We start from the raw sequence: 23,748 nt of genomic DNA, 5'->3' as shown, positions 1-23,748 counted from the left end.
TTGTTTTGTTCTATGAGGATACTTTTGAATATAATCAAAAACCATAACTAATTGCGAAAAATAGTAGACACTTAGTTCACCATTTTATCATTTTTCTTTTCCTCAGTTAATATTTCGGACAAGTCTAAAGAAAGGCAGGTGGGAGTAGTCGGAGTCTGGGGAAAGGGATTATAACTGCTGGCGTAAGAACAGAATGGTGAGGGGATTGTGGTTCTAGAGTCCAGGGGTCAGAAATCTTCTCAAATGCGATCGCCCTTGGAGTAGGTTGTGATGCTGTTGCGGAAACTGTGGGCTGTTCAATAACCGATGGCTTCCATCCGATTGGCGGCAAGGGTACAACCCACAAACTATCCATGAAATCGAAAACCATCAGCGCAACAAAGCTCATAACGACTGCTTGGATCGTGAGGGTGAGAATAGCTTGGATATCCATAATTAATTCCAAATGTTTGTGATTTTTCAATGTGGTGAGGCGTTGCAGTTGGGAAAGAAAGCGTGTGTTTGGTCGTTGCAACTCTCACTCTGGCTTTGGCGTAGCCATAAAAATTTCCATTCAGAAAACGGGTGATTATGTTTACCCAGACCATTGAAATCTTGTTAGCAAAGGCTAAGATCCAAAAAGTCACTAATTGCAATAAGCAATGGCAAGCAAAGAAATCCAAGTCCGAGAGTACACCGTCAGAGCGCACAAACGGGAAATTCACACTCGCGTTTTCAACTTCGTATGTAAGCAGTGCGAACAGCCCACACAACGAGAAACCTTTGGTGTGCGACCGCTCTACTGTGAAAAATGCCGTCCTCCTCAACCTCCCAAGCAATCGAAAGTAGTCCCAATAGGCAAGAGGAAACCCAGAGCGATGAACTACAAGAGTGGCAAAGGCATTGCTGGGTGATTTTTTGCCTCAGAATTTGATACCGTAGTCACGCGCTCTATATCAGTAGATATTAATAATTAACTATGACTACTAGATCATAACTACCAGACCATGACTACCAGCACTTGAAAAGCTTCAAGAACTTCGTAGGGCTTTCGCTCCAATCCGAGTAGTTTTGCGCGTCTTTCAGAGACTTTTAGCAATATTCCAGCCCCTCTTACACTGCCTTCTGTAAGCTGAGGCTGGGGCATTAAATACGTCTCGATTTTTTCTAACAGTAAAAGTTCTCGTTCTCTAAGAGGATGTTTGGAAAGTATTAAATAAATTAATCAAGCAAGTCTTCTCAGCATTAACCGAATCATTGCGACTTGCACAAATGTTTCATGGGTTTGCGGTAAAATTTCGTAGTCTTTACTTAAACGACGACACCAATTAAACCAACCAAAACTACGCTCAACAACCCAGCGTTTGGGTAACAAGACAAAACCCTTAGGATCATTTGGACGACGTACAACCTCTAAAATCCAATGATAAGTGTCCATAACCCATTTCATAAAACCCGTTTTTTCCGGAATTGCAACTATCTCCCCTATTTCTCCCCTATTTCTCTCTAAATTCAAATCACAAGAGCAGAGAACACCGCTCAAAGCAAGCGGACAATCTCTGCGGTATCAATAAAGTCAACAAAAACGGAGAAGAAACTTATATTAGGCATCACTGTGGTCGGGTAGCAGGATTATAGCGATATAATCCTGCTACCCGACCACGGTGATGCCTATTACACCAAATCAAAGAATTGCTTCAAAACGTCCAACTAGACAAACCAACTAGAAAAGCGCAAGCAAGGGATTGGAGATTGGGGAAGGTTAAAGTCCTAAGGCATTCCAGAAAGCAGCAGTAGAAATACTGCAACAATGGTAGCTTTGTTAGTTATTTTAAGTAATTTTACTGTTTAAACAGTATGAAAAAAAACTTAATATTTTATATTAGTTCGTAAGCTAGATCAGTTATACAAGCTTAAGATACTTCCCGTAATACGTAAATACAAAGTGTAATTCCGTAGCTACTTTGCTTCATTACCTCTAACTTGCCTACTCCGATAGTTATGTATAGTTGAACACTAGTATTAATTTTTATGAGAGAAGCTATTCCAAAAGAAAAGACATATTTAGTTTACAGCTTAGGGCAGAGGATGCTACGTCAAGCTCTAGAACAGGATAAACAAAGCATCAGCAATCAGTTGGGCAAGCCGACTGCCACTCCTACTCTCCGTTGGGTATTTCAATGTTTCATATCGATTCATCTATTAACGATCTCTGACGTTAAACAGATTCCTAATCTTACCGATGAACGACGTTGGATTCTCCAGTTTCTTGGTGCTCCTTGCCGAAAATATTATCTATTGACCTGATAGACCTGTGGAATGTAGGTTTTCAACTATTATTTGATGTATATATAGCAATCCGGATTGAAATGTGAGAAAATACGGAGATTAAAAGTACATATTTATAGGCTTTTCAGCTACTTTCTCTCTCACAAATGATTTAGGATTGCTATATTTTTAATGTCAATCTCAGATGCATGTAGGTTGAAGCTGAAAATTTTTTGAGTATTTTTCTGGAATTAGAAGAAGCGAATTTGAAGTTAACTAATGAACTTTTTGTACTGACTTTGAGTTTTTTTATGTAGGAGTGGCAGTAAGGATAAGTAAAAGGGGCTTAATACAGGGCAAACGCATCTAAAGTATAAGAATCCTTTAATAGCAAGGGTTTGGATCTTTGATGATTCAGGCGATTTTTTCATCAATATCCTTGTCCAGCAAGGGTTTGAGAAATCGCGTGCGTTTGCCCTGGGGGTTAATAGCCATATGAAATATAGATATCTCTGAAAGTTTTGCATCATTAATGATAAATAGTTTCGACCTTTTCTACTCTTGTTATTTCAAATTTAAGGAGGTAAATAAATTCTCAAATGGAGCCAAAACAGTCCGTTTATTCATTTGATCAACAATTAAAGCTTTGCCAGCTTCAAACTGAAGTAGATTATCTATTGCAGCAAATGCTGGAAATAAAGCAAAATCTATGCTTATTAGATCAGAATCCTGCCTTGCAGAGCAATCACGGTAGAGAACAAATAAAATCAAAGATTTGCAAAAATAATAGTTTTTCCTAATTGTTACTATGTGCGATGTCAAGAGCGAAGCATTAAAAATACTAACCAGAATATGGAATGTAAAGATTCCGTGACGAAGAAGCAGCTTGTGCATAAAATTGAAAATCAAATCAGATGAATATAAAAAGAAGCATTACCATTCTTTTATTTGCGTGTATAAAGGTATAACCTCTTTTACGAAGAAAAAACTTTAATCGCAATCATTGGTGGTAAAAATTTATACTAAAACACTGTAATCTTTAAGGAGTGTATTGTTAAAAATGCTAGTTTCTAGTAAAAATAATCTAAATCAAATTGCTAACTTAGTAGATTTACTTCGTTATAGACAAGAGAATCAAGCAAATGAAATTGCCTTTACCTTTCTTTCCAATGGAGAAACAGAACAAGTCAACCTTACCTATCAAGAGTTAGATATAAAAGCGCGATCCATTGCAACAACGCTGCAAAGCCAGGAAGCAATCGGTGAAAGGGCACTTTTACTTTATCAACCAGGGCTAGAATTTATTACTGCTTTTTTTGGATGTTTATATGCAGGAGTAATAGCAGTTCCAGCATATCCTCCCAGACGTAACCATCATAACCATAGATTACAAGCAATTGTGGCTGATGCCCAAGCAACTATTGTCCTGACAACAAAATCAGTTTTCAGCGATATAGAAAAAACTTTAAAAAAAGAACTGCCTGGCACAAAATTAAATTATATAACTACTGATGATATTAATATTAGCCTGGCTAATGATTGGCAGTCACCACAATTAGACAGAGATACTTTAGCTTTTATCCAGTACACTTCTGGGTCTACAGGAATGCCAAAAGGAGTGATGGTTTCTCATGGCAATCTACTGCATAATTTAAGTTTAATACATAAATGTTTTGAGCATGAACCCAAGAGTCAGGGTGTTATCTGGCTACCGCCTTATCACGATATGGGATTAATAGGTGGAGTACTACAGCCAATCTATGGAGGTTTTCCAGTCATACTTATGCCACCAGTAGCTTTTCTTCAGAAGCCTATACGTTGGTTGCAAGCAATTTCTGACTCTAAAGCAACCACTAGTGGTGGCCCAAATTTTGCTTATGAACTGTGTGTACAAAAGATTAAACCCGAACAAATAGCAGGACTTGACTTGAACAGTTGGAAAGTTGCGTTTACTGGTGCAGAACCCATTCGTGTTAAAACACTGGAACGTTTTGCTAAGACTTTTGCTGATTGTGGTTTCCGCATGGAGGCATTCTATCCTTGTTACGGTATGGCTGAAACAACTTTATTTGTCAGTGGTGGTCTAACGAGTGAAAGCCCTATTGTTCGCTTGGTTGATGGAAGGGAATTGTCACAAAACCGAGTTGCGGATGCTGTTGAGGACTCAGCAAATGCCCAAGCAATTACAAGTTGTGGCTGTAATTGGTTAGATCAAAAAATAGTAATTGCTCACCCCGAAACAAAGACTACCTGTGCAGACGGAGAAGTTGGAGAAATCTGGGTATCTGGAGAAAGTGTTGCTCTGGGGTATTGGAGAAAACCAGAACAAACTCAACAGACTTTTCATGCCTATTTGGTAGATACAGGTGAAGGCCCATTTCTTCGCACTGGTGACTTAGGATTTTTGCAAGATGGGGAGTTGTACGTTACTGGACGCATTAAAGATGTAATTATTATTCGAGGACGTAACTACTATCCTCAAGATATTGAACTGACTGTAGAGAATTCTCATCCAGCTTTACACAGTAGTTGTTGTGCAGCTTTTTCAATAGAGGTTAAAGAGCAAGAGCAACTAGTTATAGCAGTAGAAGTGGAACGGGCTTATCTGCGGAATTTGGATGTAGATGGAATCGCCAGCAGTATCCGTAAAGCCGTATCAGAACAACATGAACTGCAAGTTTATGCAGTAGCGTTCCTTAAACCTAGCAGTATACCTAAAACATCTAGTGGAAAGATTCAGCGTCACGCCTGTCGCAGTGGGTTTTTAGAAGATTCTTTAAATACTGTAGGTCTATGGAAATCTGAAGTAATAGAGTCTGTAAAATCGCCAACAAAAATGCAGCCAGCAGAATCTAAACACATCCACCCTTCAACAACATCTGTCAAAAACTCAAGTCATAATTCAGTCAATGTAGAAGATAAAAGTAAATCCTGTGCTAACGATTTAATTGGGTGGCTCCGCAGTTATGCAAGTGAGAGGATTAATTCTCGCCTGATTGATGAACGCCGTTGTATTCCACCTTACATTGTCTTAGACTTTGGCAATCATGGACTCCTTGGTATGCAAGTGCCAAAGCAATATGGTGGAATGGCTCTTAATTATCAAGATACCCTTCGTGTAATCGAACAGCTAGCGGCTATAGACTTAACCCTTGCTTCTTTTGTGGGCGTTCACCATGTCTTAGGGACTCGCCCAATTATGAATTGGGCCAGCAAGACTGTGCAAGAAGAACTTTTACCTTTGATTGCTCAAGGTCGTGAGTTAGCTGGTTTTGCAATTACAGAACCTGGTGCAGGCTCAAATCCAAGGGCTATTGCAACAACTGCTATACCGGATAATAAGGGTGGTTGGAGAATAAATGGGCAAAAGTCATGGATTGGGCATGGCTCATGGGCTGGAACTATTAACGTCTTTGTGCAATTGCTAGATGCTAACCATCAACTAATGGGCATGAGCGGTTTTGTTGTGCGTCAGGGTACGAAGGGTATACGTCAAGGTCCTGAAGCACTCACAATGGGTATGCGAGGTATGGTTCAAAATACTATTTACTTTGAAGATGTTTCAGTTAATCCACAGTATTTACTGGGAGAAGCAGGAAATGGGATGAAGGTAGCTCAAGATGCCATGATGTTTGGTAGGTTGGGTTTGGGCGCAATGAGTCTTGGTGGCATGAAACGCTGCGCTCAGTTGATGCTTCGTTATAGTGAGCGTCGTTTTATTTCCACAGGTCGTTTACTTGATAACCCAACTACGTTAGTTCGTTTGAGCGACCTTACAGCTGCCATTACAGCCTTAGAAACGTTAATCTTTGCAATTGCTAAGTTGTTGGATTTGGGATATTCTGTTCCAGAAGAAGCTTATACAGCTTGTAAAACATCAGGCCCAGAATTTTTTTGGCAGGCATCCGATCATTTAGTTCAGTTGTTAGGGGCCCGTGGCTATATAGAAACAAATATTGCCCCTCAAATCCTTCGTGATGCAAGATTATTACGAATTTTTGAAGGACCAACAGAAACTCTCAATAGCTTTTTAGGTTCTCGGATAATTAATAAAAGTCAAGAATTACAAAAATTCTTATGTGAGGGGTTAGGAACACCTGAAATTGCTCAACGATTAAAAATAGCAGCAGATCAAATTAATGACCATTTAACTAATCATCGAAATTATTTTTCTGAGCATCACACCGCAGTTCATTGGGCATATATTCGTACAGGTGAACTAACTACCTTCGCTATTCTACTAGCTGCGGTTCAAGGAGCATCTAAAGTTCATGTTTCTGAGAAATTAATTCGTGCTAAAAATTGGGCAGAATTTCAGTTTGAACAAAAATTCCAAAGTATTATTTCTGGAATTGCTGGAGAAGTAGTTGTATCTGATACTAATGCTTTAACTACTCAGATATCTGATTATGTGACGAGCATAGGTGATATAGAACAAACTTTGGCAGGAGAAGATAATGAACTCGATGAATTATTGCGACGTAATCTACCCAAGAATAAATCTGAAATTGAGTCTAGGATTAGTTTAGAACTTACTGAAAATCAAGAGTCAATACAATCAGTAGAAAATAACCAGGCTCAATTTATAGAAGTCAATGATGACCACAGTACTGAGTCTATACAAACTTGGATTGAAAATTGGCTGGCTCAAAAATTAAAAATAGATGTTATGTCAATTGTTCCTACTGCTTCTTTTTCAGATTATGGCATGGACTCAGTAATGGCAGTTGATGCAGCACAAGACTTATCAGAATGGCTACAACTTTCTTTAGAACCAACAATCCTTTGGAATTACCCTACAATTGCATCTCTAGCTCAATACTTAGCCAAGGAAGTTAAGGTAAAAACAGCAGATACTCCAAAAACTACTGAATTGCAAATAAAAGTAGAACAAAATCCTTCATCGCCATTATTTGGTTCTTTAGAAAATGAAATTGAGCAATCAATTGCTCAGGAATTAGAAGTACTAGAAAACTTGTTAAGAGGCTAAAAAATGTATCAGGTTTATGAACCAAATCCAGAAGAAAATTCTTCATCAAACAGAATACTTCAAGCTTTAAAGCAAGCACGTACCCAAATAGAAGCAGCAGAACAAAGAAAGAGAGAACCAATCGCCATTATAGGTATAGGATGTCGTTTTCCTGGAGGAGTAAACGATCCCCAAACATTTTGGCACTTACTGCAAAATGGAGTAGATGCAATTGATAAAATTCCTCTACAAAGATGGAATGTGGAGCATTACTATCATCCAGATCCCAATACTCCAGGAAAAATGTACACCCGTTATGGAGGCTTCTTAGATGAGGTAGATCGTTTCGACTGCCAATTCTTTGGGATTTCCCCAAGAGAAGCAGAAAACATGGACCCACAGCAAAGACTGCTTTTAGAAGTAAGTTGGGAAGCTATAGAAAATGCAGGAATTGCACCAGAACGATTACAAGGCTCTAAAACAGGTGTGTTTATGGGAATTGGTTTTGAGGACTATTCCCGGTTTCATCTCAATTCTGGAGATTCGACATGGATTGATGCTTACAACAGTTTAGGAAATACTAGAAGTATTGCCGCTGGGCGTTTGTCTTATGTGCTAGGGCTACAAGGCCCAAGTTTATTTTTGGATACCAGTTGTTCTTCTTCTAGTTTAGGAGTTCATCTTGCATGTCAAAGTCTACGTTCAGGAGAGAGCGATCTAGCATTAGCTGGTGGAGTTAGCCTAATATTATCCCCGGAACCAACTATTGCTTTCTGTAAGTTGAAAGCCTTAGCGACAGATGGCCGTTGCAAAACTTTTGATGCTGCTGCTGATGGTTATACCAGGGGAGAAGGTTGTGGAATTGTTATTCTAAAACGCTTATCTGATGCTGTAGCAGATGGAGATCAGATATTGGCTTTAATTAAAGGCTCCGCAGTTAACCATGATGGTAAAAGTAATGGACTGACAGCCCCCAATGGTTCTGCTCAAGAATCTGTGATTCGCCAAGCTTTAGAAAATGCCAAAGTGGAGCCAAGTCAAATTCAATATGTAGAAGCCCACGGAACAGGAACCCCATTAGGAGATCCAATTGAGGTATTAGCTTTAAATAAGGTGTTAGCTCAAGGTCGCTCAGAGGATGAACCTCTTAAGATTGGTTCGGTTAAGACCAATTTTGGACATCTGGAGCCAGCAGCGGGGATAGCTAGTTTGATCAAAGTAGTTCTTTCTCTACAACATCAGCAAATACCGCCTCATCTCCATTTTAAAAATCCCAATCCTTATATTCCGTGGGCAAAACTACCAATTGTAGTCCCTACAGAATTAACTCCTTGGGATTCAAAAACAGGCAAGCGTTTAGCTGGAGTTAGTTCCTTCGGGATGAGTGGAACAAATGTGCATTTAATTTTAGAGGAAGCACCCAAACAAGCCACGCAGGTTAAAAGTTGGGATTCCAATAAGCGTCCACTGCATATTTTGTCATTATCAGCAACAACAGAGCAAGGATTACAAGATTTAGCACAAAGTTACAAGAAGTTTATTGAAAGTAATTCTACAGCAGCAATTGTAGATATCTGCTTTACAGCTAATACAGGGCGTTCGCATTTTGATTATCGCCTTGCATTAGTAGCTGAATCAACTGAACAGTTACTAATGCAATTGCAAGCTTTTACCGCTAAACAAGATACTTTAGGATTAGTGAAAGGTCAACTGACTAGCAAAAAACGCCTAAAAGTCGCATTTTTGTTTACAGGGCAAGGTTCACAGTATGCTAACATGGGTCGAGAACTCTATGAAACCCAGCCTACCTTTCGCAAAGCTCTTGAGCAATGCGATGCAATTTTAAGTCTTTATCTAAATAACTCCTTACTGAATATCTTGTATCCAGAACCAGGAGAAATTTCATTAATTGATGAAACGGCTTACACTCAACCCGCTATCTTTGCAATTGAATATGCCCTAGCTCAATTATGGAAATCTTGGGGCATTGAACCAGATGCCGTCATGGGTCACAGTATCGGCGAGTATGTTGCTGCTACTGTTGCAGGAGTCTTTAGCTTGGAAAATGCTTTGATGTTAATTGCCACCAGAGGACGATTAATGCAGGCTTTACCAAGCAACGGTAAAATGATGGCTGTCTTAGCATCCGAGAACCACGTTCAAAAAGTAATTGAGTCCTCTGGTGAAGCAGTCGCTATTGCTGCTATTAATGGTTCTCAAAGTATCGTAATTTCTGGTGATTCTCAAGCTATTGCTGCTGTTTGCAAAACCCTTCAAGCCCAAGGAGTAAAGACTAAACCATTGCAAGTATCTCATGCTTTCCACTCACCTCTAATGGAACCGATTTTAAGGGAGTTTGAAAGTATTGCGTCAGAAATCAAATATAACAAACCTTGTATTCCCATAATTTCTAATGTGACTGGAGAAGTGGCTAGTAACGATATCACCACTCCTCAATACTGGGTTCGTCATGCACGACAACCAGTTAAATTTGCCTCTGGTATGAATACACTTTATCAACAAGGCTATAAAGTATTTGTGGAAATAGGGGCTAAACCTATTTTGTTAGGAATGGGTCGTCAATGTTTACCAGAAGATACTGGAATATGGTTGCCGAGTTTAAATCCTCGCAGCCAAGATTGGCAACAAATGTTGATTAGTTTGGGACAGTTATATGCCCAAGGAGTGCAGGTAAACTGGTTAGAATTTGACCGAGATTATCGCCGCCAAAAGTTGGCTTTACCCACTTATCCTTTCCAGCGTCAACGTTATTGGATTGGGGAAACTAAAAATGGCTGCCATATTAATCAGAACAATGGTCAGAACAATGGGAACGGAAAACAACTAAACACGATCGCTAACTACATTCATCAAGTTGATACCCAGCAAATAGTAAAAATTCTAGAAGATACGGGCAAGTTTTTACCAGAACAGCTAGAGTTACTGCCACAGTTGTTACAAACTTTAGTAGAAGAATATCAGCATCATATTAGTGCCACGTTTGTGAATGACAAAATAGTAAATGTGTCCCTGGAGGAACAACCCCATAATTTCAGTATTAGACAAAGGTTAGAAATTACTCCTCTTAAAGAACGTCATGCAGTGCTAATAGATTATATAGAAAAGCATTTAAGCAAAGTTCTTGGTTTTAACTCATCACATCAGCTGAAGTCTACACAGGCTTTAAATGAACTAGGACTAGATTCCTTAACGGCTATGGAATTAAAAAATCGCTTTGTTAAGGAATTAGAAGTAGATGTAGCAATCGAAAGATTTATTGAGGGAATTACCATTGAGCAACTAGCAGATTTACTACTCATGCAATTTACTTTCACGACTATTAACGCATCAATCTTTGCTTCTGATAGCTCTGCTGAAGATATGGAGGAAATTGTTTTATGAACTTAAATGAGCTTTTATTTGAATTATCAGAACGTGGTATTAAATTGTGGACTGAAGGTGAAAAACTTCATCTTCGCGCTGCTAAAGAAGCACTAACACCAGAAATTCGTGAATCCATCAATGAACATAAAGCAGTTCTGCTCGCATCATTAAATCAACACAATCAACTCAAACTTACTTCTTCAATTTCTATTCCCACTGTTCCAAGGGATAAAGAAATTCCTCTAACCTTTAATCAAGAAGGATTATGGTTTTTAGATCAACTAGCAGCTAAGAGTTCAACTTACAACATTTCAGCCGCTCGTAAAATTGTTGGAAATCTTAATTTAGTTGTTTTAGAAAAATGTATAGCTGAAATTGTAAAGCGTCACGAAATTCTCCGTACTAGCTTTAGAATGATAAATGGTTCTACTATACAGGTAATTAACACCGACGTAACCGTATCTTTGTCAGTAATAGACTTGCAAGTATTACCTGAAAAAGAACAGTCATTAAAAGTGCAATACTTGGCCAATCAAGAAGCACAACAATCATTTGACCTGACAACTGCACCTTTAGTAAGGTTTAAATTACTAAAATTAGGTTCTGAATCTTATGTTTTATTACTAACAATACACCACATCATTTCAGATGTTTGGTCAATGGGAATTATTATTCAAGAGCTAGCCACTCTCTACAAAGCTTTTATAGCTGGGCAACCCTCTCCATTGCCAAAACTAGCACTGCAATATGCTGATTACGCTTACTGGCAACGTCAGTGGTTAACTAATGAATTATTAGAAGAACAATATAACTACTGGCAGAAGCAGTTAGCAGGTGCGCCAAATTTGCTGACTTTGCCTACAGATAGACCCCGCCCTTCAGCACATACTTTTCACGGTTCTCTTTTATACTTTCAACTTGATAAAAAATTAACTCAGGAGTTAAAACAGCTAAGTCAACAAACAGCAGCTACACTGTATATGACCTTGTTGACTGCTTTTATAATTTTGCTCTCTTACTATAGCGGGCAAAAAGATATTCTAGTTGGTTCACCAATTGCTAACCGTAATATCAGCGATATAAATGTACTAATTGGTTTTTTTGTCAACACTTTGGTAATGCGTGGGAATTTATCGGGCAATCCTACAATCCAAGAGATGCTGGAACGAGTCAGAAAGGTTGCTTTAGATGCTTTTGCTCACAAAGACCTACCATTTGGAAAGTTAGTTGAAAAACTCTGCCCTGAGAGAAACCAAAGTTATAATCCTCTATTTCAGGTTTGTTTTGTTTTGCAAAATACCCCAATAGGTGAGTTAAATCTACCAGGCTTGAGCATATCTTCCTTGAATTTGGATAGGGATGCAGCCATGTTTGACTTAACTCTGTCTATGGAAGAAACAGAGTCAGGATTACAAGGATACTGGGAATACAACAGTGACTTGTTCGATGTTGGGACTATTGAACAAATGTTTCGTCACTTTGAGATACTTCTCAAACAAATGGTTGCTAATCCTCAACAAAAGATTCATGATATAACTGTTTTAAATGAAGCAGAAGTATATCAGCAACTAATTACTTGGAACTTGACACAAGCTTCTTATCCGGAAGATAAAACTATTCATCAATTATTTGAGGAACAAGCTAGCAAAACTCCGAATAATATAGCAGTAGTTTATGAAAATCAATATCTAACTTATCAGGAACTGGAAACTCGCGCTAACCAACTGGCACATTACCTTCAAAAACAAGGGGTAGAAGCAGATACTTTGGTTGCTCTTTGCCTCAACAGATCATTAGATACTGTTGTGGCGATCTTAAGTGTTCTCAAAGCGGGTGGTGCTTACCTTCCAATAGATCCTAATTATCCTCAAGAGCGGCTTTCTTTCATGGTTGAAGATTCTCAAGTCACCCATGCGATCGCCACTCAAGCTTCAATTAAATGCTTACCAACGCAGATTACATCTTTGATATGCTTAGATACTGATGGTGAAAGGATTGCTGCACAACCATCTCATCCCCCTACCAGCAAAGCTACCCCCAGCAATTTAGCTTACTGTATCTACACTTCCGGTTCTACTGGTAAACCAAAAGGAGCTTTGTTAGAACATCGAAATGTGGTTCGACTTTTGGTAAATGATGAGTTGCAATTTACCTTCACTGACGGCGATGTTTGGACAATGTTCCATTATTATGGCTTTGACTTCTCGGTTTGGGAAATGTATGGAGCATTGCTGTATGGTGGGAAATTAATTGTTGTTCCTCAAGAACTAACTAGAGATCCTGCTGGTTTTTTAGAACTAATTATCCGTGAGAAAGTGACTGTTTTAAATCAAACACCAACTTTCTTTTATAGCTTGATGCAAGAAATCCTCAAACAACCACAAGTAGATATTGCATTACGATACATCATCTTTGGTGGTGAAGCACTCCATCCTATTCAACTTAAAGCTTGGAAACAAGCCTATCCCAATGTCAAACTGATTAACATGTACGGAATTACAGAAACCACAGTACATGTCACCTTTAAAGAAATTACTGAACGAGAAATAGAGGAAAACGTTTGTAACATTGGTATTCCTATCCCTACCACTACAACATATATTATGGATTCTCAGTTACGCTTGCTTCCTGTGGGTGTACCAGGAGAAATATGTGTTGGTGGAGATGGAGTTAGTCGCGGATATCTTAACAGAGATGAACTAACCGCAACAAGGTTTGTTCAAAACCCTTATAAACCCCAAGAACTCATTTATCGTTCGGGAGACTTAGCAAAACTCTTACCAAATGGCGAGATGATACATTTAGGTAGGATGGATCATCAAGTTAAAATACGTGGTTTTAGGGTGGAATTAGGTGAGATCCAAAATCACTTGCTCAAGCTTGCTAGTGTTAGTGAAGCTGCTGTCGTTGCCAAAAAACTACGTTCGACAGATGATTTAGAAATTTTAGCCTACATCGTACCTACAACTTCTGGCATTAGCGTTACAGAACTACGGAATCACCTAACAGAAGCATTACCATACTTTATGATGCCATCGGCGTTTGTGCTCTTGGACAAAATGCCGATCACTTCTAATGGCAAAGTAGATCACAATGCTCTTCCTGTTCCAGATATGTCCACTTTTAACAAGGGTAAGAATTTCGTTCCACCCCGCGATTTTTTAGAAATGCAACTAGTACAAATTTGGGAAGAAATTTTACAGGTTCATCCCGTGGGTGTGCAAGATAATTTCTTTGAAATTGGCGGTCATTCTCTGCTAGCTGTACGGTTGATGGCTCATGTTCAAGATAAATTTGGTAAGAACCTACCTCTTTCCATACTTTTTCAAGGAGCAACTATTGAGGAGTTAGCAAGTATTTTGCGTCAACAAGAAGAAACTCAACAGTGGTCTCCCTTAGTCAAAATACAAACTAAAGGTTCAAAGCCACCCTTTTTCTGCGTTCATCCAATTGGTGGTAACGTTTTATGTTACGCTAGCTTAACGCACTATCTAGGTAACAAACAACCTTTCTACGGATTGCAAGCACGAGGTTTTATAGGGAAACAAAAACCTCGTATGACCATCGAAGAAATGGCAACAGATTATTTAGAAGCTATCCGTAGCGTCCAACCTGAAGGCCCTTACTACCTGGGCGGTTGGTCTTTTGGTGGCATAGTTGCGTTTGAGATGGCACAAAAGTTGCACTCTTGGGGCGAACAAGTAGCTTTACTCGCTTTAATAGATACTCAAGCACCTATAGCTCAATTGCGACAGTCAGATATAGATGATGTAATGATTGCTGTGTTACTTGCAAAAGACTTAGGCGGTAACTTCGGTAAAACAATACCCATCTGTGAGGCAAAATTACAACAGCTAGAACCTGAAACACAAATTAATTACATCTTAGAAGAAGCAAAGCGAGCCGCAATTATCTCCCCAGATACCAATTTGGAGCAAATTAAACAAATTTTGCAAGTTTATCAAGCAAACACTCAAGCCTTCCTCAATTATGCTCCCGAAGTTTATCCAAATCAAATTGTTCTTCTGCGAGCAAGCGAATCTATGTCGCCAACCCAAGATTTTTTGTTAAAAAGGTTTTCAGAGTTTAAACAAGATAAATTGTTAGGATGGCAGCAGTTTTCTGCTAAACCTATAGAGGTTCATAGTCTTACAGGCAACCATTACTCAATATTGAGCGAATCCCACATCCATAATTTAGCTGACAAACTTAGGTTTTATCTAGATTAGTTTTAGCTTGTCAAAATTAAATATAATACTCTCTTCTTTTAGAGGGTATTTATAACTAATAGCTAAAAACAAGAATAATTGTTCTTTTATAGCAAGCATTTAAATATTATTAAATGTAAGTAAGAAAAACAATAAAATTTACCCAACGAGATTCAATTAAAATGAAGTACAAAAAAACAATTAAAATTGATGCGCCTGTGGAAAAAGTCTTTAGTTTTTGTGCATCACCTTATGGCTTTGAAAAACATTTTCCGCATCGAGTTCGTTGGATTAATAAACATGAGGAATGGAATATAGGTTCAATTATTGAATTTAAATTTCGGTTTTTCTTGGTTTGGATGTATTGGAAAACTGAGATAACAGTTTACGAAGAGAATAAGTTCTTTGCTGATATTATGAAAGTAGGATTCCCATATAAATGCTTTAATCATTATCATTTTTTTGAGCCTGTGGGGAACCAAACTATTTATACAGATCAAATTGAGTTTAGTTTAGGATTTGGCAATTTAATAGATAGAACTGTTGGAAAAATGATTATAGGCTCAATATTTACTAAACGTCATAAAAATTTAAAAAAATGCTTATGTAAATATTAAAAATTGCAAATTTTCACATTTCCAGGCTTGAAATCAAACAAAGCAAATAAAAAGACTGACATTGGAGGTAATTATGTTAAAAGAAGACTATGTATTAATCGCTAAAAAATTAGCTAAAAGCGGTTCTTTAAGGGTAAACAACTTTTATGGAACTCTTACAGTGTTAGCAGAAATAGCTTGTTTTGCAATTGGCTTGGCTATTTTATTAAAAACTCCTTACTTTTCCGTTCTATACTGGATTTTAGAAATATTTTTAGGGATATCACTTTTTCGTTTTTTTGTAATTCTTCATGAATGTGGACATAAAGCCTTATTCTCTTATAAATTTATGAATACTATTACGGGTACATTAGTTAGCCCTTTATGCATTATTCCTTATATTTCCTGGAGAAATATACATTATCAACATCATAAATGGGTTGGTGTAGTAGATAAAGATCCAACACAAGCTGTTCTTCTCAAATTGAGAGAAAATTCCAAATTTACCCATAACTTATTTCGTATTATTTGGAAAACTTGGTTCCCAATTTCGTTTTTTAAGTTAACTTTTCAAGTTTTTTGGTTATATACTTTGAACGAGTATAAGGAAAAAAGCTATGCCAATGCTAAGGCTGGATTTGTCTCATTGATTGCAATTATACTTCCCCATATTCTTGTGATTTTCTATTTGGGATTAGTTAAATATCTAATCATATTTACTCCAATGTTGTTGATTTATGCTGTTTGGTTTGAGAATATGAATTTCTCTCAGCACGTTGGACTTTTTCCATACTTATCTAGCCATCATCCCAAGCCAATTCCACTGCACGAACAAGATTCTATCAGCCGAACCAGTGAGATGAATTATATTCTTGCAGTTTTGTTTTGTTACAACTTTAACTTACATATAGAACATCATTTATTTCCAGCTGCACCTTGGTATCAACTACCAAAAGTAAAGAATTGTTTAGAATCAGTGGATAATTTGGATATAGATTATAAAGGAGTAGGTTTCCCCGATTTTGTATTACAATTACGTCGTCAAGACCCAGTTGATATTTATTTAAAAACTCTTCCACCTCATGAAGAAAAATAATAAATTTGATTAAAATTTTTACTAGTAAATTAAAATGCAGAAACTCCAAAAGCAAGCAAGTATTTTATTTAAACTTCCCAAGTGGAACTTTATTACCCTGATAGTTGTGGGATCAACTATAGCAATTACAATTCCCGTATACTATTTCTTAAATACTAAAACTGTTAAACAAAAGCCTTTAGTTACATCTGCGGAACCAAAAGCTATTACAGCATTAGGAAGACTAGAGCCTGAAGGAGAAGTAATTAATATATCTGCTTCTAGTACATTAGAAGGAGTTAGAGTTAAACAACTTTTAATCAAAGAAGGAGACTGGGTAAAAGCTGGACAAATTATTGCTGTTTTAGATCGTCGTGATCGCTTAGACGCTCAATTCAAACAGTCTCAAAAGGAAATTGAAGTTGCTCAGGCTCGTTTGGATCTAGTGAAATCTGGATCTGAGGAAGGAGAAATTACAGCTCAAAAAGCAATTATTGCTCGTTTACAAACAGAGTTGTTTCAAGAAGGCAAAGCTCAAGAAGCTAAGATGGCTGGTTTAAGAACTAAATTGCTCAGAGAGCAAGATGTTCAACAAGCTAAACTTTCGAGCTTAAAAGCAGAATTAAATAATGCCGTAATAGAGTGCCAACGTTATGAAACATTGTTTCAACAAGGTGCAGTACCAGCATCGACTCGTGATACTAAATGTTTAGCAAGTAAAACATCAAACGAGCGTTTTAAAGAAGCGGAAGCGGTTAAAAATCAGGTTATAGAAACTTTACAGGAGCAAATCAACGAGACACAAGCAAGTAGAAGTAAAAGCTTAGAAAGCTTAGTGCAACAAATTGTAGAAGCTAAAGCTAGCTTACAGCGCATTCAACAAGTGCGTCCAGAAGATGTTAAAGTCGCTCAAGCTGAGGTTGAAAGCGCAATAGCAGCAGCAAAAAAAGCACAACAAGAACTTGATTTAGCCTACGTTCGGACTTTTAAAGAAGGTAAAATTTTAAAATTACATACTTATCCTGGTGAAATAGTTGATTCTAATGGGGTTGTTGAATTAGGACAAACTAAACAGATGTATGCGGTGGCTGAAGTATATGAAACTAATATAGGCAAAGTTCGCCTAGGCCAAAAAGCAACTATCAGTAGCGAATACGGGGGTTTCACAGGAGAATTACAAGGAGCAGTAGAAAATGTTGGCTTAAAAATTGGTAAAAGAAATATTCTTGATACTGATCCTGCTGCTAATGTAGATGTCAGAGTCATGGAAGTTAAGATTAAAATTAACCCAGAAGATAGTCAAAAAGTTACGAATTTGACTAATTTGCAGGTAAAAGTATCAATTCGTATCTGAACAAAATCTTGATGGAAATAAAGATTTATTTAAAACTAATACTTTTACTTTTTAGAAAAATTTATTCACCATAAATACATTTTGAATATGTTTCGACGAAATACGCCTTTGGCTTGGTTACAACTCACTAGAGTTAAAACTCGCTTCATTGTGGCTTTAATTGGCATTGCTTTTGCAGATATTCTCATGTTTATGCAGTTAGGATTTCAAGATGGCTTGTATGACTGCAATACAATTTTCCATAGAAATCTGAAAGCCGATATTGTGATGCTGAGTTCTCAAACAATCGCTATTTACTATATGGAAAGTTTTCCTAGACCGTTATTGTACGATACTTTGAACTATGAGGGAGTTGAATCAGTTAATTCGACATACGTTGATGTTTTAGCATGGAAAAACCCTAATACTGCTCAGTCTTATCCCATATTAACTTATGCTTTTGACCCAAATAAACCTATTTTACCTTTACAAGGAGTTGAAGAACATTTAGAGCAATTAAAACAGCCAGATACAGTTTTATTTGATATTACCTCACGTCCTGAATGGGGTACTAATTTTATGAAAAAGAAGCTAGAAAAAGGTGAATCTGTATATAGTGAAGTTAATGATCGCAGAATTAATTTAGCTGGCTTATTTACTATGGGGCCGTCTTTTTCAGCTGATGCTAATTTAATTACTAGCGATTTAAATTTTCTTCGGATTGTTAAAAATCGCTCTCCTCAACAAATAGACGTAGGATTAATTAATGTTAAACCCGGTTATGATATCCAAAAAGTTCTTGAAGTTTTAAGAAAAAATCTACCCCAAAAAGATGTGAAAGTTGTGACCAAACAAGAATTTGTAGAGTTAGAGACTAAATATTGGGCTGAAAGCAGCCCAATTGGGGTAATTTTTGGTTTGGGTGTTATTATGGGCTTTACTGTTGGTGCGGTTATTGTTTATCAAATTTTATATGCAGATGTTTCCGATCATCTCAGCGAATATGCAACATTAAAAGCAATGGGTTATTCGCATAAATACTTATTGAGTCTTGTTTTTCAAGAAGCTTTAATTTTGGCATTCTTTGGTTATCTTCCTGGATATATTATTAGTTTATTGCTATACGACTTAACTAGAGCAGAATCATTTTTACCAATATTTATGACAGTAAATAGAGGGGTAAACATATTAATATTGACAGTGTTAATGTGCTTTATTTCTGGTATTATTGCAGTGCGTAAGCTAAAAGATGCAGATCCAGCAGATGTCTTTTAATTTTAAAATTTTAGCAAAATTATTATGAATAACAAGCCAATTATTGAGATAGAAAACTTAGAGCATTTTTTTGGACAAGGTGAGCTAAATAAACAAATTTTATTTAATATTAATTTAAAAGTTTATCCTGGTGAAATAGCTATTATGGAAGGCCCATCTGGCTCTGGAAAAACAACATTATTGACATTAATTGGTGGTCTAAGATCTGTCCAGGCTGGAAGTTTGAAAGTTTTTGGTCAAGAGCTTTTGGGAGCTAGCGAACAAAAATTGATGCAAACACGTCGCTATATTGGCTATATTTTTCAATCTCATAACTTGCTGAAATTTCTTACAGCAAAACAAAATGTGGAAATGTCACTAGAACTACACGATAACCTAAGCCGTAAGGAAATTCGTGAACGTTCTGTAAAAATTCTAACAGATGTTGGTTTAGGTGAGCGAATTGATTCTTATCCTGAAAATCTTTCAGGAGGACAAAAACAAAGAGTTGCTATTGCACGCGCCTTAGCTTCACAACCTAAGTTAGTTTTAGCTGATGAGCCTACAGCATCTTTAGATAAATATAGCGGTCGTGCTGTTGTCGAACTCATGCAAAAACTAGCCAAACAGCAAGGTTGCTCTATTCTAATTGTTACGCATGATAATCGTATTCTTGATATTGCTGACCGCATTATTAAAATGGAAGATGGCCACTTATCTGAAGAGTTAATAGCATTAATATAAAACAAAAACTATATTTGGGTCTTCGATACTATTTTAATATGGCATAGATTTGCCTTTTTTAGAAGCAAAAAATTTAGTATGCGCTTTAGCTTGTGTAATCCATCTCCTTATTTAGCAAAATTATTGCGGAAAGTTTCTTTGTGAACTGTTCTTTTAAATATTAATTCTACCCTTATGTGTTCCTAATGCTTGTCGAATGAAGCAAAGAACTGAGCAGATGTGGATTTCTAAAGGAATATCCTTTTGATAAATGAAGGCATCCTCTCCTGCCCGCTCTAATAGATGGACTACATAATTAGCAGCAAGCATGGAATTTAAACCAGGAGAAACTTGCCCATCAGCGATCGCTTGATTGAGCAAGTTGTACATCCAATTTTTGAAAGGAGCAAATAAATTTTCCCTTGTATCTACCGTTTCAATCAGCGCAGCACCACTGTGAATTAATGGCATAATATCGCTGTATTGCTCAATGATTGGAAAAATAGCTCTTACACTCGCTTCTAAAATAGCGTCTAGCTCGGTTAATCCTTGAGTAACTTGAGTAAGAGAAGCTTGTACTTTCCCAAACATTTCTTCTGTAAGAGTAGTAATCAAGGAAGACTTAGACGGAAAATACAAGTAAAAAGCTGCTTGAGTAACTCCGGCTCGCGCAACAATTTCAGAAATAGATGTGGCTTCGTACCCCTTCTCAGCTAAGACAGTTCGGGCGGCGGCAAGCAGTTGTTCTCGGCTATTAGTTTTACGCCCCATGAGTAAGGCTTCCTTCAAGCTAGGTGTGGTAATTGGCTGGCATGTACTGGCGGAACCAGCTATCCGCAAGAGTCACAAAATCTTGTAAAAATTCTGGACAAAGTGAAAAATGTCCCCAGTCTAGTTCCACATACTTTTTGGGGCCAGCCAAACGCTCATAACTTTGAATTGTGACTTCGGGCGAAATCATTTTATCCCGTATAGTATTGATAACCAAAAAAGGAATCTGATTGTATTCCATTGACTGTTTTGGAGGAGAGTTGAAGAGGCTAGCCAAAGCATGGACAGTGAGACTTTTTAAAGTATACGGGTCATTAGACCACTTTTTGAAGAAGCCAGTACTAAGATCGCGCTCATCAAGCATATTATGCCAGCGAGCAATTGAACGGTAAGGAATTCGCAGTTTTGGAAATAGTTTCTGCAACAACCCAATGAAAAACTGAATGATCCAAGGTACACCTGGAATACCTGCCAATATATTAAATCTTGAAAGGTATAAAGCTGTTTTGGGGTCGCCAAAATCGTAAAGTTGCAGAGTTGCTACAGCTTCTACAGGAGCTCCTTTGGTAATAGCATGATAGGTAATACCACTTCCTAGACTGCCGCCGCCCATAAAAATAGGCCCAGCATAACGATGCCTTGCCCATTGCGCTACATCTGCAATATTTTGGGCTGCCTCGTCTAAAGTAAAGTCACCTTTGACTTTTTCGATGCTAGTACGCCCTTGTCCCTTTTGGTCAGGAAGCAACACGGTGTAACCTAAGTCGTAGAAAGCTAGGGCTAGGCTCACAAACAAACCAGAATAGCCACCACCTCCGTGGTTAAAAATGAATACTGGGGCATTTGGTTCCGAACGCTCGTACACATCTATGTGGAGATTTACTCCTGTAGATTGGATAGAGTGGCTGTACCTGATGCGCTCGGCGCGTGCCACGATATCAAAGGGGTAATAGCAATACCAGTAAGGAGATGTTTGATATGTAAATTGAGTATCAAAGGTTACGGGTTGTACAGACATAGCTATCTTTATCTCTATTGGTAACTTACTGTTAGTTATTAATTTAATAATAACTAACTTACTGTTAGTTATCAAAGAGACGAAACTAAAATTGACTTATTGGCCCTGATTTCGAGATTTTTCTAGGCTAAGAAATCTACTACTGTGCTTTCTGTTGGGCAGGAAGCCTACACTGACCTTGACGGTACAGTGTAGGTAGTTCACCTCCTACCCAATCCCGGAAAAAACTTACTCCAACCAGTTTGCCCTTTAGAGGTTAAATCTCCTTGCATAACACCAAATAATCCTTGCTGTTGGGCTTGAATCTCCTGCATATTAAGAGAATGAATCACCTGGGCTAACTCTGGATTTTCTTCTAACAGTTCGGCTTCAAGCTCTAACTCCTTCTGCAACAGTTGGGCATTTCAGCGCAAGAACATCTGCTGATTATGCCACCTGATGAGAATGGCACGCTTGTGATTAAATTAGTACATCTTCGAGTAGTAGACAATGATTTACTCCGTATTAGATTGCTTAAGCCCCGGTGATTGTTGCCAGGGCTAGAAGATTCATTGGAGCTTCTGATAGTCTTGAAAAAAGCGATTCAAATCACCTAAAAGTTGACAAAACAAACTTTTGTTTTCATAAGTGCCACTAGTATTCTCCCAAGAATTGCAAATTCTTGGGCTAGTAATCGGCAAAATCAAAACAAATAGAGCCGCAATTAGAGGCACAATTAATATAAGGTTTCGGGCATCAGTGATTAAATTACCAACTTCGATCAGAATAGGTAAATCGTATTGATGACGATGTGTAATTAGGGTATGTTTGGTTTTCTGAGGTTGAGTTTTTTGCTCCTTTTCTAAATTGAGATTGGGCTGGATATCTATCTCAAGAACGTTCTTCCTGACTACTTCAATTGCCGTCACTAAATCATCTATAGGTTGTCCATTTCTAGCACGAGTGACAAGTATTGCTTCCAGAATTATTAATCTTGACTTGGAAGTTAATAGTATAGGCATCTTTTGATTAGCTTCATTGATGAAATCCTGTTGTTCTTTGAGAAGCTGACTAGTTTGCATATTATGTAGCCACTGTTTTTGAACTAGTAGTTCGCGTTCTGAAAGTTTAAAGCTTTGAGAAAGGCTGTTAATAAAATTAACAACACTCGTTGTTAACTTTTCTAAAGGGCTTGAGGCTGCTGATGGGGAAGTTGCTTTGATTCTTGTCTCGCATAAGTTATTCAAGAAATTTTAATTTTGATTACTATCGCAGCCGTCGAATTTGTACTTAAGATGTGAATTCTGAAGCAATCTTTCGATTCCCAAACGGATTAGCTCTGGTGGAACTCCGTCTAATTTCAACTCGGTTTGGATAAACTCATCAATTGAATTGGCTTTCGTATTCTCCAAAAGCGCCAACATTTGTTGAGCTTGGGTTGTTGATGTGCAAGACTCCTTAGTTTCAGCTTGAGAGGTTTGCTTATTACTTGGTGCAAAGTCAATAAAGTTTTTGGTATCCCGGTCATAACCAGAGAAATTCTTTAACAGAGGCATTGGTATCCATTCATTGATGCCACCGTAATAAACTGCTCGACCAACTGGTGATTGTGCAGCAATCTCCATGACTTGAGTTGAAGTAATCTTGCGATCGCTGGGGATGAGTTGGGTGGCGATCATGGCGTTGTAAGCCGGGACATTATCAGGATGAACCAACGCCACGGACGTTAACTGCGATCGCAGCCCGCCAGAAATGCCCAAGTCATCAGTGTGAGGGTTTTGTACGACAATCCAGAAATGCCAACCGGAACTATCACCGCAAGAACAGTAAGAGATGATTTTGTCTTTGAGCCAGCCAATTTCACCCTTGGTATTTTTAAATTTGGAACAGACAGCCGTTCCTTCATCCAAAATAATCAGCTTGGAGCCAGAGATATTTTGAAATTCGGTAAAGCATTCTTTGACCCATTTAACGGCTTCGACCGGAGACATTTCTAGGATTTTAGCCCGTTTAAAAGTATCAACACGACCTTTAAAATAACCGGTTTCTTTTTCGTCACCTTTTGGGTCAATATAAAAGATGTGTATGCCAGGATGCAGTCGCTTAATAGCATCGATTGCATTGCTAATGGTGATGCCCTTGCCAGAACCAGGGACACCAACCCACAGCATATTGGTAACTTTCTTAGCAA

16 protein-coding genes and 3 pseudogenes are annotated in these 23,748 nt (G+C 37.8%); 10 read left to right on the top strand and 9 right to left on the bottom strand.

Going from position 1 to position 23,748, the window contains the following annotated elements; all coding sequences use genetic code 11:
- Positions 1–124: 124 nt before the first annotated feature.
- Positions 125–514: a hypothetical protein gene (locus tag H6G92_RS33775; protein ID WP_190900625.1), complete on the bottom strand. Its 390-nt coding sequence runs from the start codon at positions 512–514 to the stop codon at positions 125–127.
- 127 nt (positions 515–641) lie between these two features.
- Between H6G92_RS33775 and H6G92_RS33770 the strand changes: the two genes are divergently transcribed.
- On the top strand, positions 642–893 hold the full coding sequence (locus tag H6G92_RS33770; protein ID WP_190900624.1) for a hypothetical protein: 252 nt from the start codon (positions 642–644) through the stop codon (positions 891–893).
- 83 nt (positions 894–976) lie between these two features.
- Here H6G92_RS33770 and H6G92_RS33765 read toward each other — a convergent pair whose 3' ends face one another.
- Together H6G92_RS33765 and H6G92_RS33760 are read right to left on the bottom strand one after the other, a co-directional pair.
- Entirely contained in the window at positions 977–1,126 is a 150-nt protein-coding gene (locus H6G92_RS33765; RefSeq protein WP_190900623.1) for a hypothetical protein, read from the bottom strand.
- Between the two features lie 78 nt (positions 1,127–1,204).
- Positions 1,205–1,432, bottom strand: a pseudogene (locus H6G92_RS33760) (transposase); the annotation flags it as partial.
- 611 nt (positions 1,433–2,043) lie between these two features.
- Between H6G92_RS33760 and H6G92_RS33755 the strand changes: the two are divergent.
- Positions 2,044–2,286, top strand: a pseudogene (locus H6G92_RS33755) (IS1634 family transposase); the annotation flags it as partial.
- A gap of 525 nt (positions 2,287–2,811) precedes the next feature.
- Here H6G92_RS33755 and H6G92_RS39110 read toward each other — a convergent pair.
- The gene (locus tag H6G92_RS39110) at positions 2,812–3,018 is read right to left on the bottom strand and encodes a hypothetical protein (protein WP_190971510.1); all 207 of its coding nucleotides are present in this window, start codon (positions 3,016–3,018) and stop codon (positions 2,812–2,814) included.
- 289 nt (positions 3,019–3,307) lie between these two features.
- On the opposite strand from H6G92_RS39110, the gene H6G92_RS40945 reads away from it, so the two are divergent.
- From H6G92_RS40945 to H6G92_RS33710, 8 genes are all read left to right on the top strand, one after another.
- Complete coding sequence (locus tag H6G92_RS40945; protein WP_190900621.1) at positions 3,308–7,237, top strand: AMP-binding protein; 3,930 nt, start codon at positions 3,308–3,310, stop codon at positions 7,235–7,237.
- Positions 7,238–7,240: 3 nt separating this feature from the next.
- Entirely contained in the window at positions 7,241–10,618 is a 3,378-nt protein-coding gene (locus H6G92_RS33740; protein WP_190900619.1) for a type I polyketide synthase, read from the top strand.
- A complete protein-coding gene (locus H6G92_RS33735; protein ID WP_190900617.1) occupies positions 10,615–14,829 on the top strand; it encodes a non-ribosomal peptide synthetase in 4,215 nt (1,404 codons plus the stop codon). Before H6G92_RS33740 ends, H6G92_RS33735 begins: the two co-directional genes overlap by 4 nt.
- Before the next feature lie 161 nt (positions 14,830–14,990).
- Complete coding sequence (locus H6G92_RS33730) at positions 14,991–15,425, top strand: SRPBCC family protein (RefSeq protein ID WP_190900615.1); 435 nt, start codon at positions 14,991–14,993, stop codon at positions 15,423–15,425.
- Between the two features lie 73 nt (positions 15,426–15,498).
- Positions 15,499–16,500 carry a fatty acid desaturase family protein gene (locus H6G92_RS33725; RefSeq protein ID WP_190900613.1) on the top strand — a complete coding sequence of 334 codons (1,002 nt, stop codon included), beginning with the start codon at positions 15,499–15,501 and terminating at the stop codon, positions 16,498–16,500.
- A 34-nt stretch (positions 16,501–16,534) separates the two neighbouring features.
- The gene (locus H6G92_RS33720; protein WP_190900611.1) at positions 16,535–17,833 is read left to right on the top strand and encodes an ABC exporter membrane fusion protein; all 1,299 of its coding nucleotides are present in this window, start codon (positions 16,535–16,537) and stop codon (positions 17,831–17,833) included.
- 87 nt (positions 17,834–17,920) lie between these two features.
- Positions 17,921–19,087: an ABC transporter permease DevC gene (gene devC / locus H6G92_RS33715; RefSeq protein ID WP_190900609.1), complete on the top strand. Its 1,167-nt coding sequence runs from the start codon at positions 17,921–17,923 to the stop codon at positions 19,085–19,087.
- Between the two features lie 24 nt (positions 19,088–19,111).
- Positions 19,112–19,810: a DevA family ABC transporter ATP-binding protein gene (locus tag H6G92_RS33710; protein WP_190900607.1), complete on the top strand. Its 699-nt coding sequence runs from the start codon at positions 19,112–19,114 to the stop codon at positions 19,808–19,810.
- A gap of 153 nt (positions 19,811–19,963) precedes the next feature.
- Here H6G92_RS33710 and H6G92_RS33705 read toward each other — a convergent pair whose 3' ends face one another.
- The 5 genes and pseudogenes from H6G92_RS33705 to H6G92_RS33685 all read right to left on the bottom strand — a co-directional run.
- Entirely contained in the window at positions 19,964–20,560 is a 597-nt protein-coding gene (locus H6G92_RS33705; RefSeq protein WP_190900605.1) for a TetR/AcrR family transcriptional regulator, read from the bottom strand.
- Positions 20,561–20,579: 19 nt separating this feature from the next.
- Complete coding sequence (locus H6G92_RS33700; RefSeq protein ID WP_190900603.1) at positions 20,580–21,578, bottom strand: alpha/beta fold hydrolase; 999 nt, start codon at positions 21,576–21,578, stop codon at positions 20,580–20,582.
- Positions 21,579–21,778: 200 nt separating this feature from the next.
- Positions 21,779–21,970: a hypothetical protein gene (locus tag H6G92_RS33695; protein WP_190900601.1), complete on the bottom strand. Its 192-nt coding sequence runs from the start codon at positions 21,968–21,970 to the stop codon at positions 21,779–21,781.
- A gap of 156 nt (positions 21,971–22,126) precedes the next feature.
- Positions 22,127–22,804 carry a hypothetical protein gene (locus H6G92_RS33690; RefSeq protein WP_190900598.1) on the bottom strand — a complete coding sequence of 226 codons (678 nt, stop codon included), beginning with the start codon at positions 22,802–22,804 and terminating at the stop codon, positions 22,127–22,129.
- 6 nt (positions 22,805–22,810) lie between these two features.
- Positions 22,811–23,748 (bottom strand): annotated as a pseudogene (locus tag H6G92_RS33685) (hypothetical protein); the annotation flags it as partial.

Origin of the sequence: Nostoc foliaceum FACHB-393, assembly GCF_014698505.1 — a bacterium.
GTDB classification, from domain to species: Bacteria; Cyanobacteriota; Cyanobacteriia; order Cyanobacteriales; family Nostocaceae; genus Nostoc; species Nostoc foliaceum_A.
The sequence above is the reverse complement of the archived record's forward strand: the minus strand, read 5'-3'. Positions and strand labels throughout refer to the sequence as shown.

What these genes read in the sequence shown, in the direction of transcription:
- devC (WP_190900609.1), top strand. Translation starts at nt 17,921, where the DNA reads ATGTTTCGACGAAATACGCCTTTGGCTTGGTTACAACTCACTAGAGTT.
- H6G92_RS33730 (WP_190900615.1), top strand. Translation starts at nt 14,991, where the DNA reads ATGAAGTACAAAAAAACAATTAAAATTGATGCGCCTGTGGAAAAAGTC.
- H6G92_RS33725 (WP_190900613.1), top strand. Translation starts at nt 15,499, where the DNA reads ATGTTAAAAGAAGACTATGTATTAATCGCTAAAAAATTAGCTAAAAGC.
- H6G92_RS33710 (WP_190900607.1), top strand. Translation starts at nt 19,112, where the DNA reads ATGAATAACAAGCCAATTATTGAGATAGAAAACTTAGAGCATTTTTTT.
- H6G92_RS33705 (WP_190900605.1), bottom strand. Translation starts at nt 20,560, where the DNA reads ATGGGGCGTAAAACTAATAGCCGAGAACAACTGCTTGCCGCCGCCCGA.
- H6G92_RS33765 (WP_190900623.1), bottom strand. Translation starts at nt 1,126, where the DNA reads ATGCCCCAGCCTCAGCTTACAGAAGGCAGTGTAAGAGGGGCTGGAATA.
- H6G92_RS33770 (WP_190900624.1), top strand. Translation starts at nt 642, where the DNA reads ATGGCAAGCAAAGAAATCCAAGTCCGAGAGTACACCGTCAGAGCGCAC.
- H6G92_RS33740 (WP_190900619.1), top strand. Translation starts at nt 7,241, where the DNA reads ATGTATCAGGTTTATGAACCAAATCCAGAAGAAAATTCTTCATCAAAC.
- H6G92_RS33700 (WP_190900603.1), bottom strand. Translation starts at nt 21,578, where the DNA reads ATGTCTGTACAACCCGTAACCTTTGATACTCAATTTACATATCAAACA.
- H6G92_RS33720 (WP_190900611.1), top strand. Translation starts at nt 16,535, where the DNA reads ATGCAGAAACTCCAAAAGCAAGCAAGTATTTTATTTAAACTTCCCAAG.
- H6G92_RS33735 (WP_190900617.1), top strand. Translation starts at nt 10,615, where the DNA reads ATGAACTTAAATGAGCTTTTATTTGAATTATCAGAACGTGGTATTAAA.
- H6G92_RS40945 (WP_190900621.1), top strand. Translation starts at nt 3,308, where the DNA reads ATGCTAGTTTCTAGTAAAAATAATCTAAATCAAATTGCTAACTTAGTA.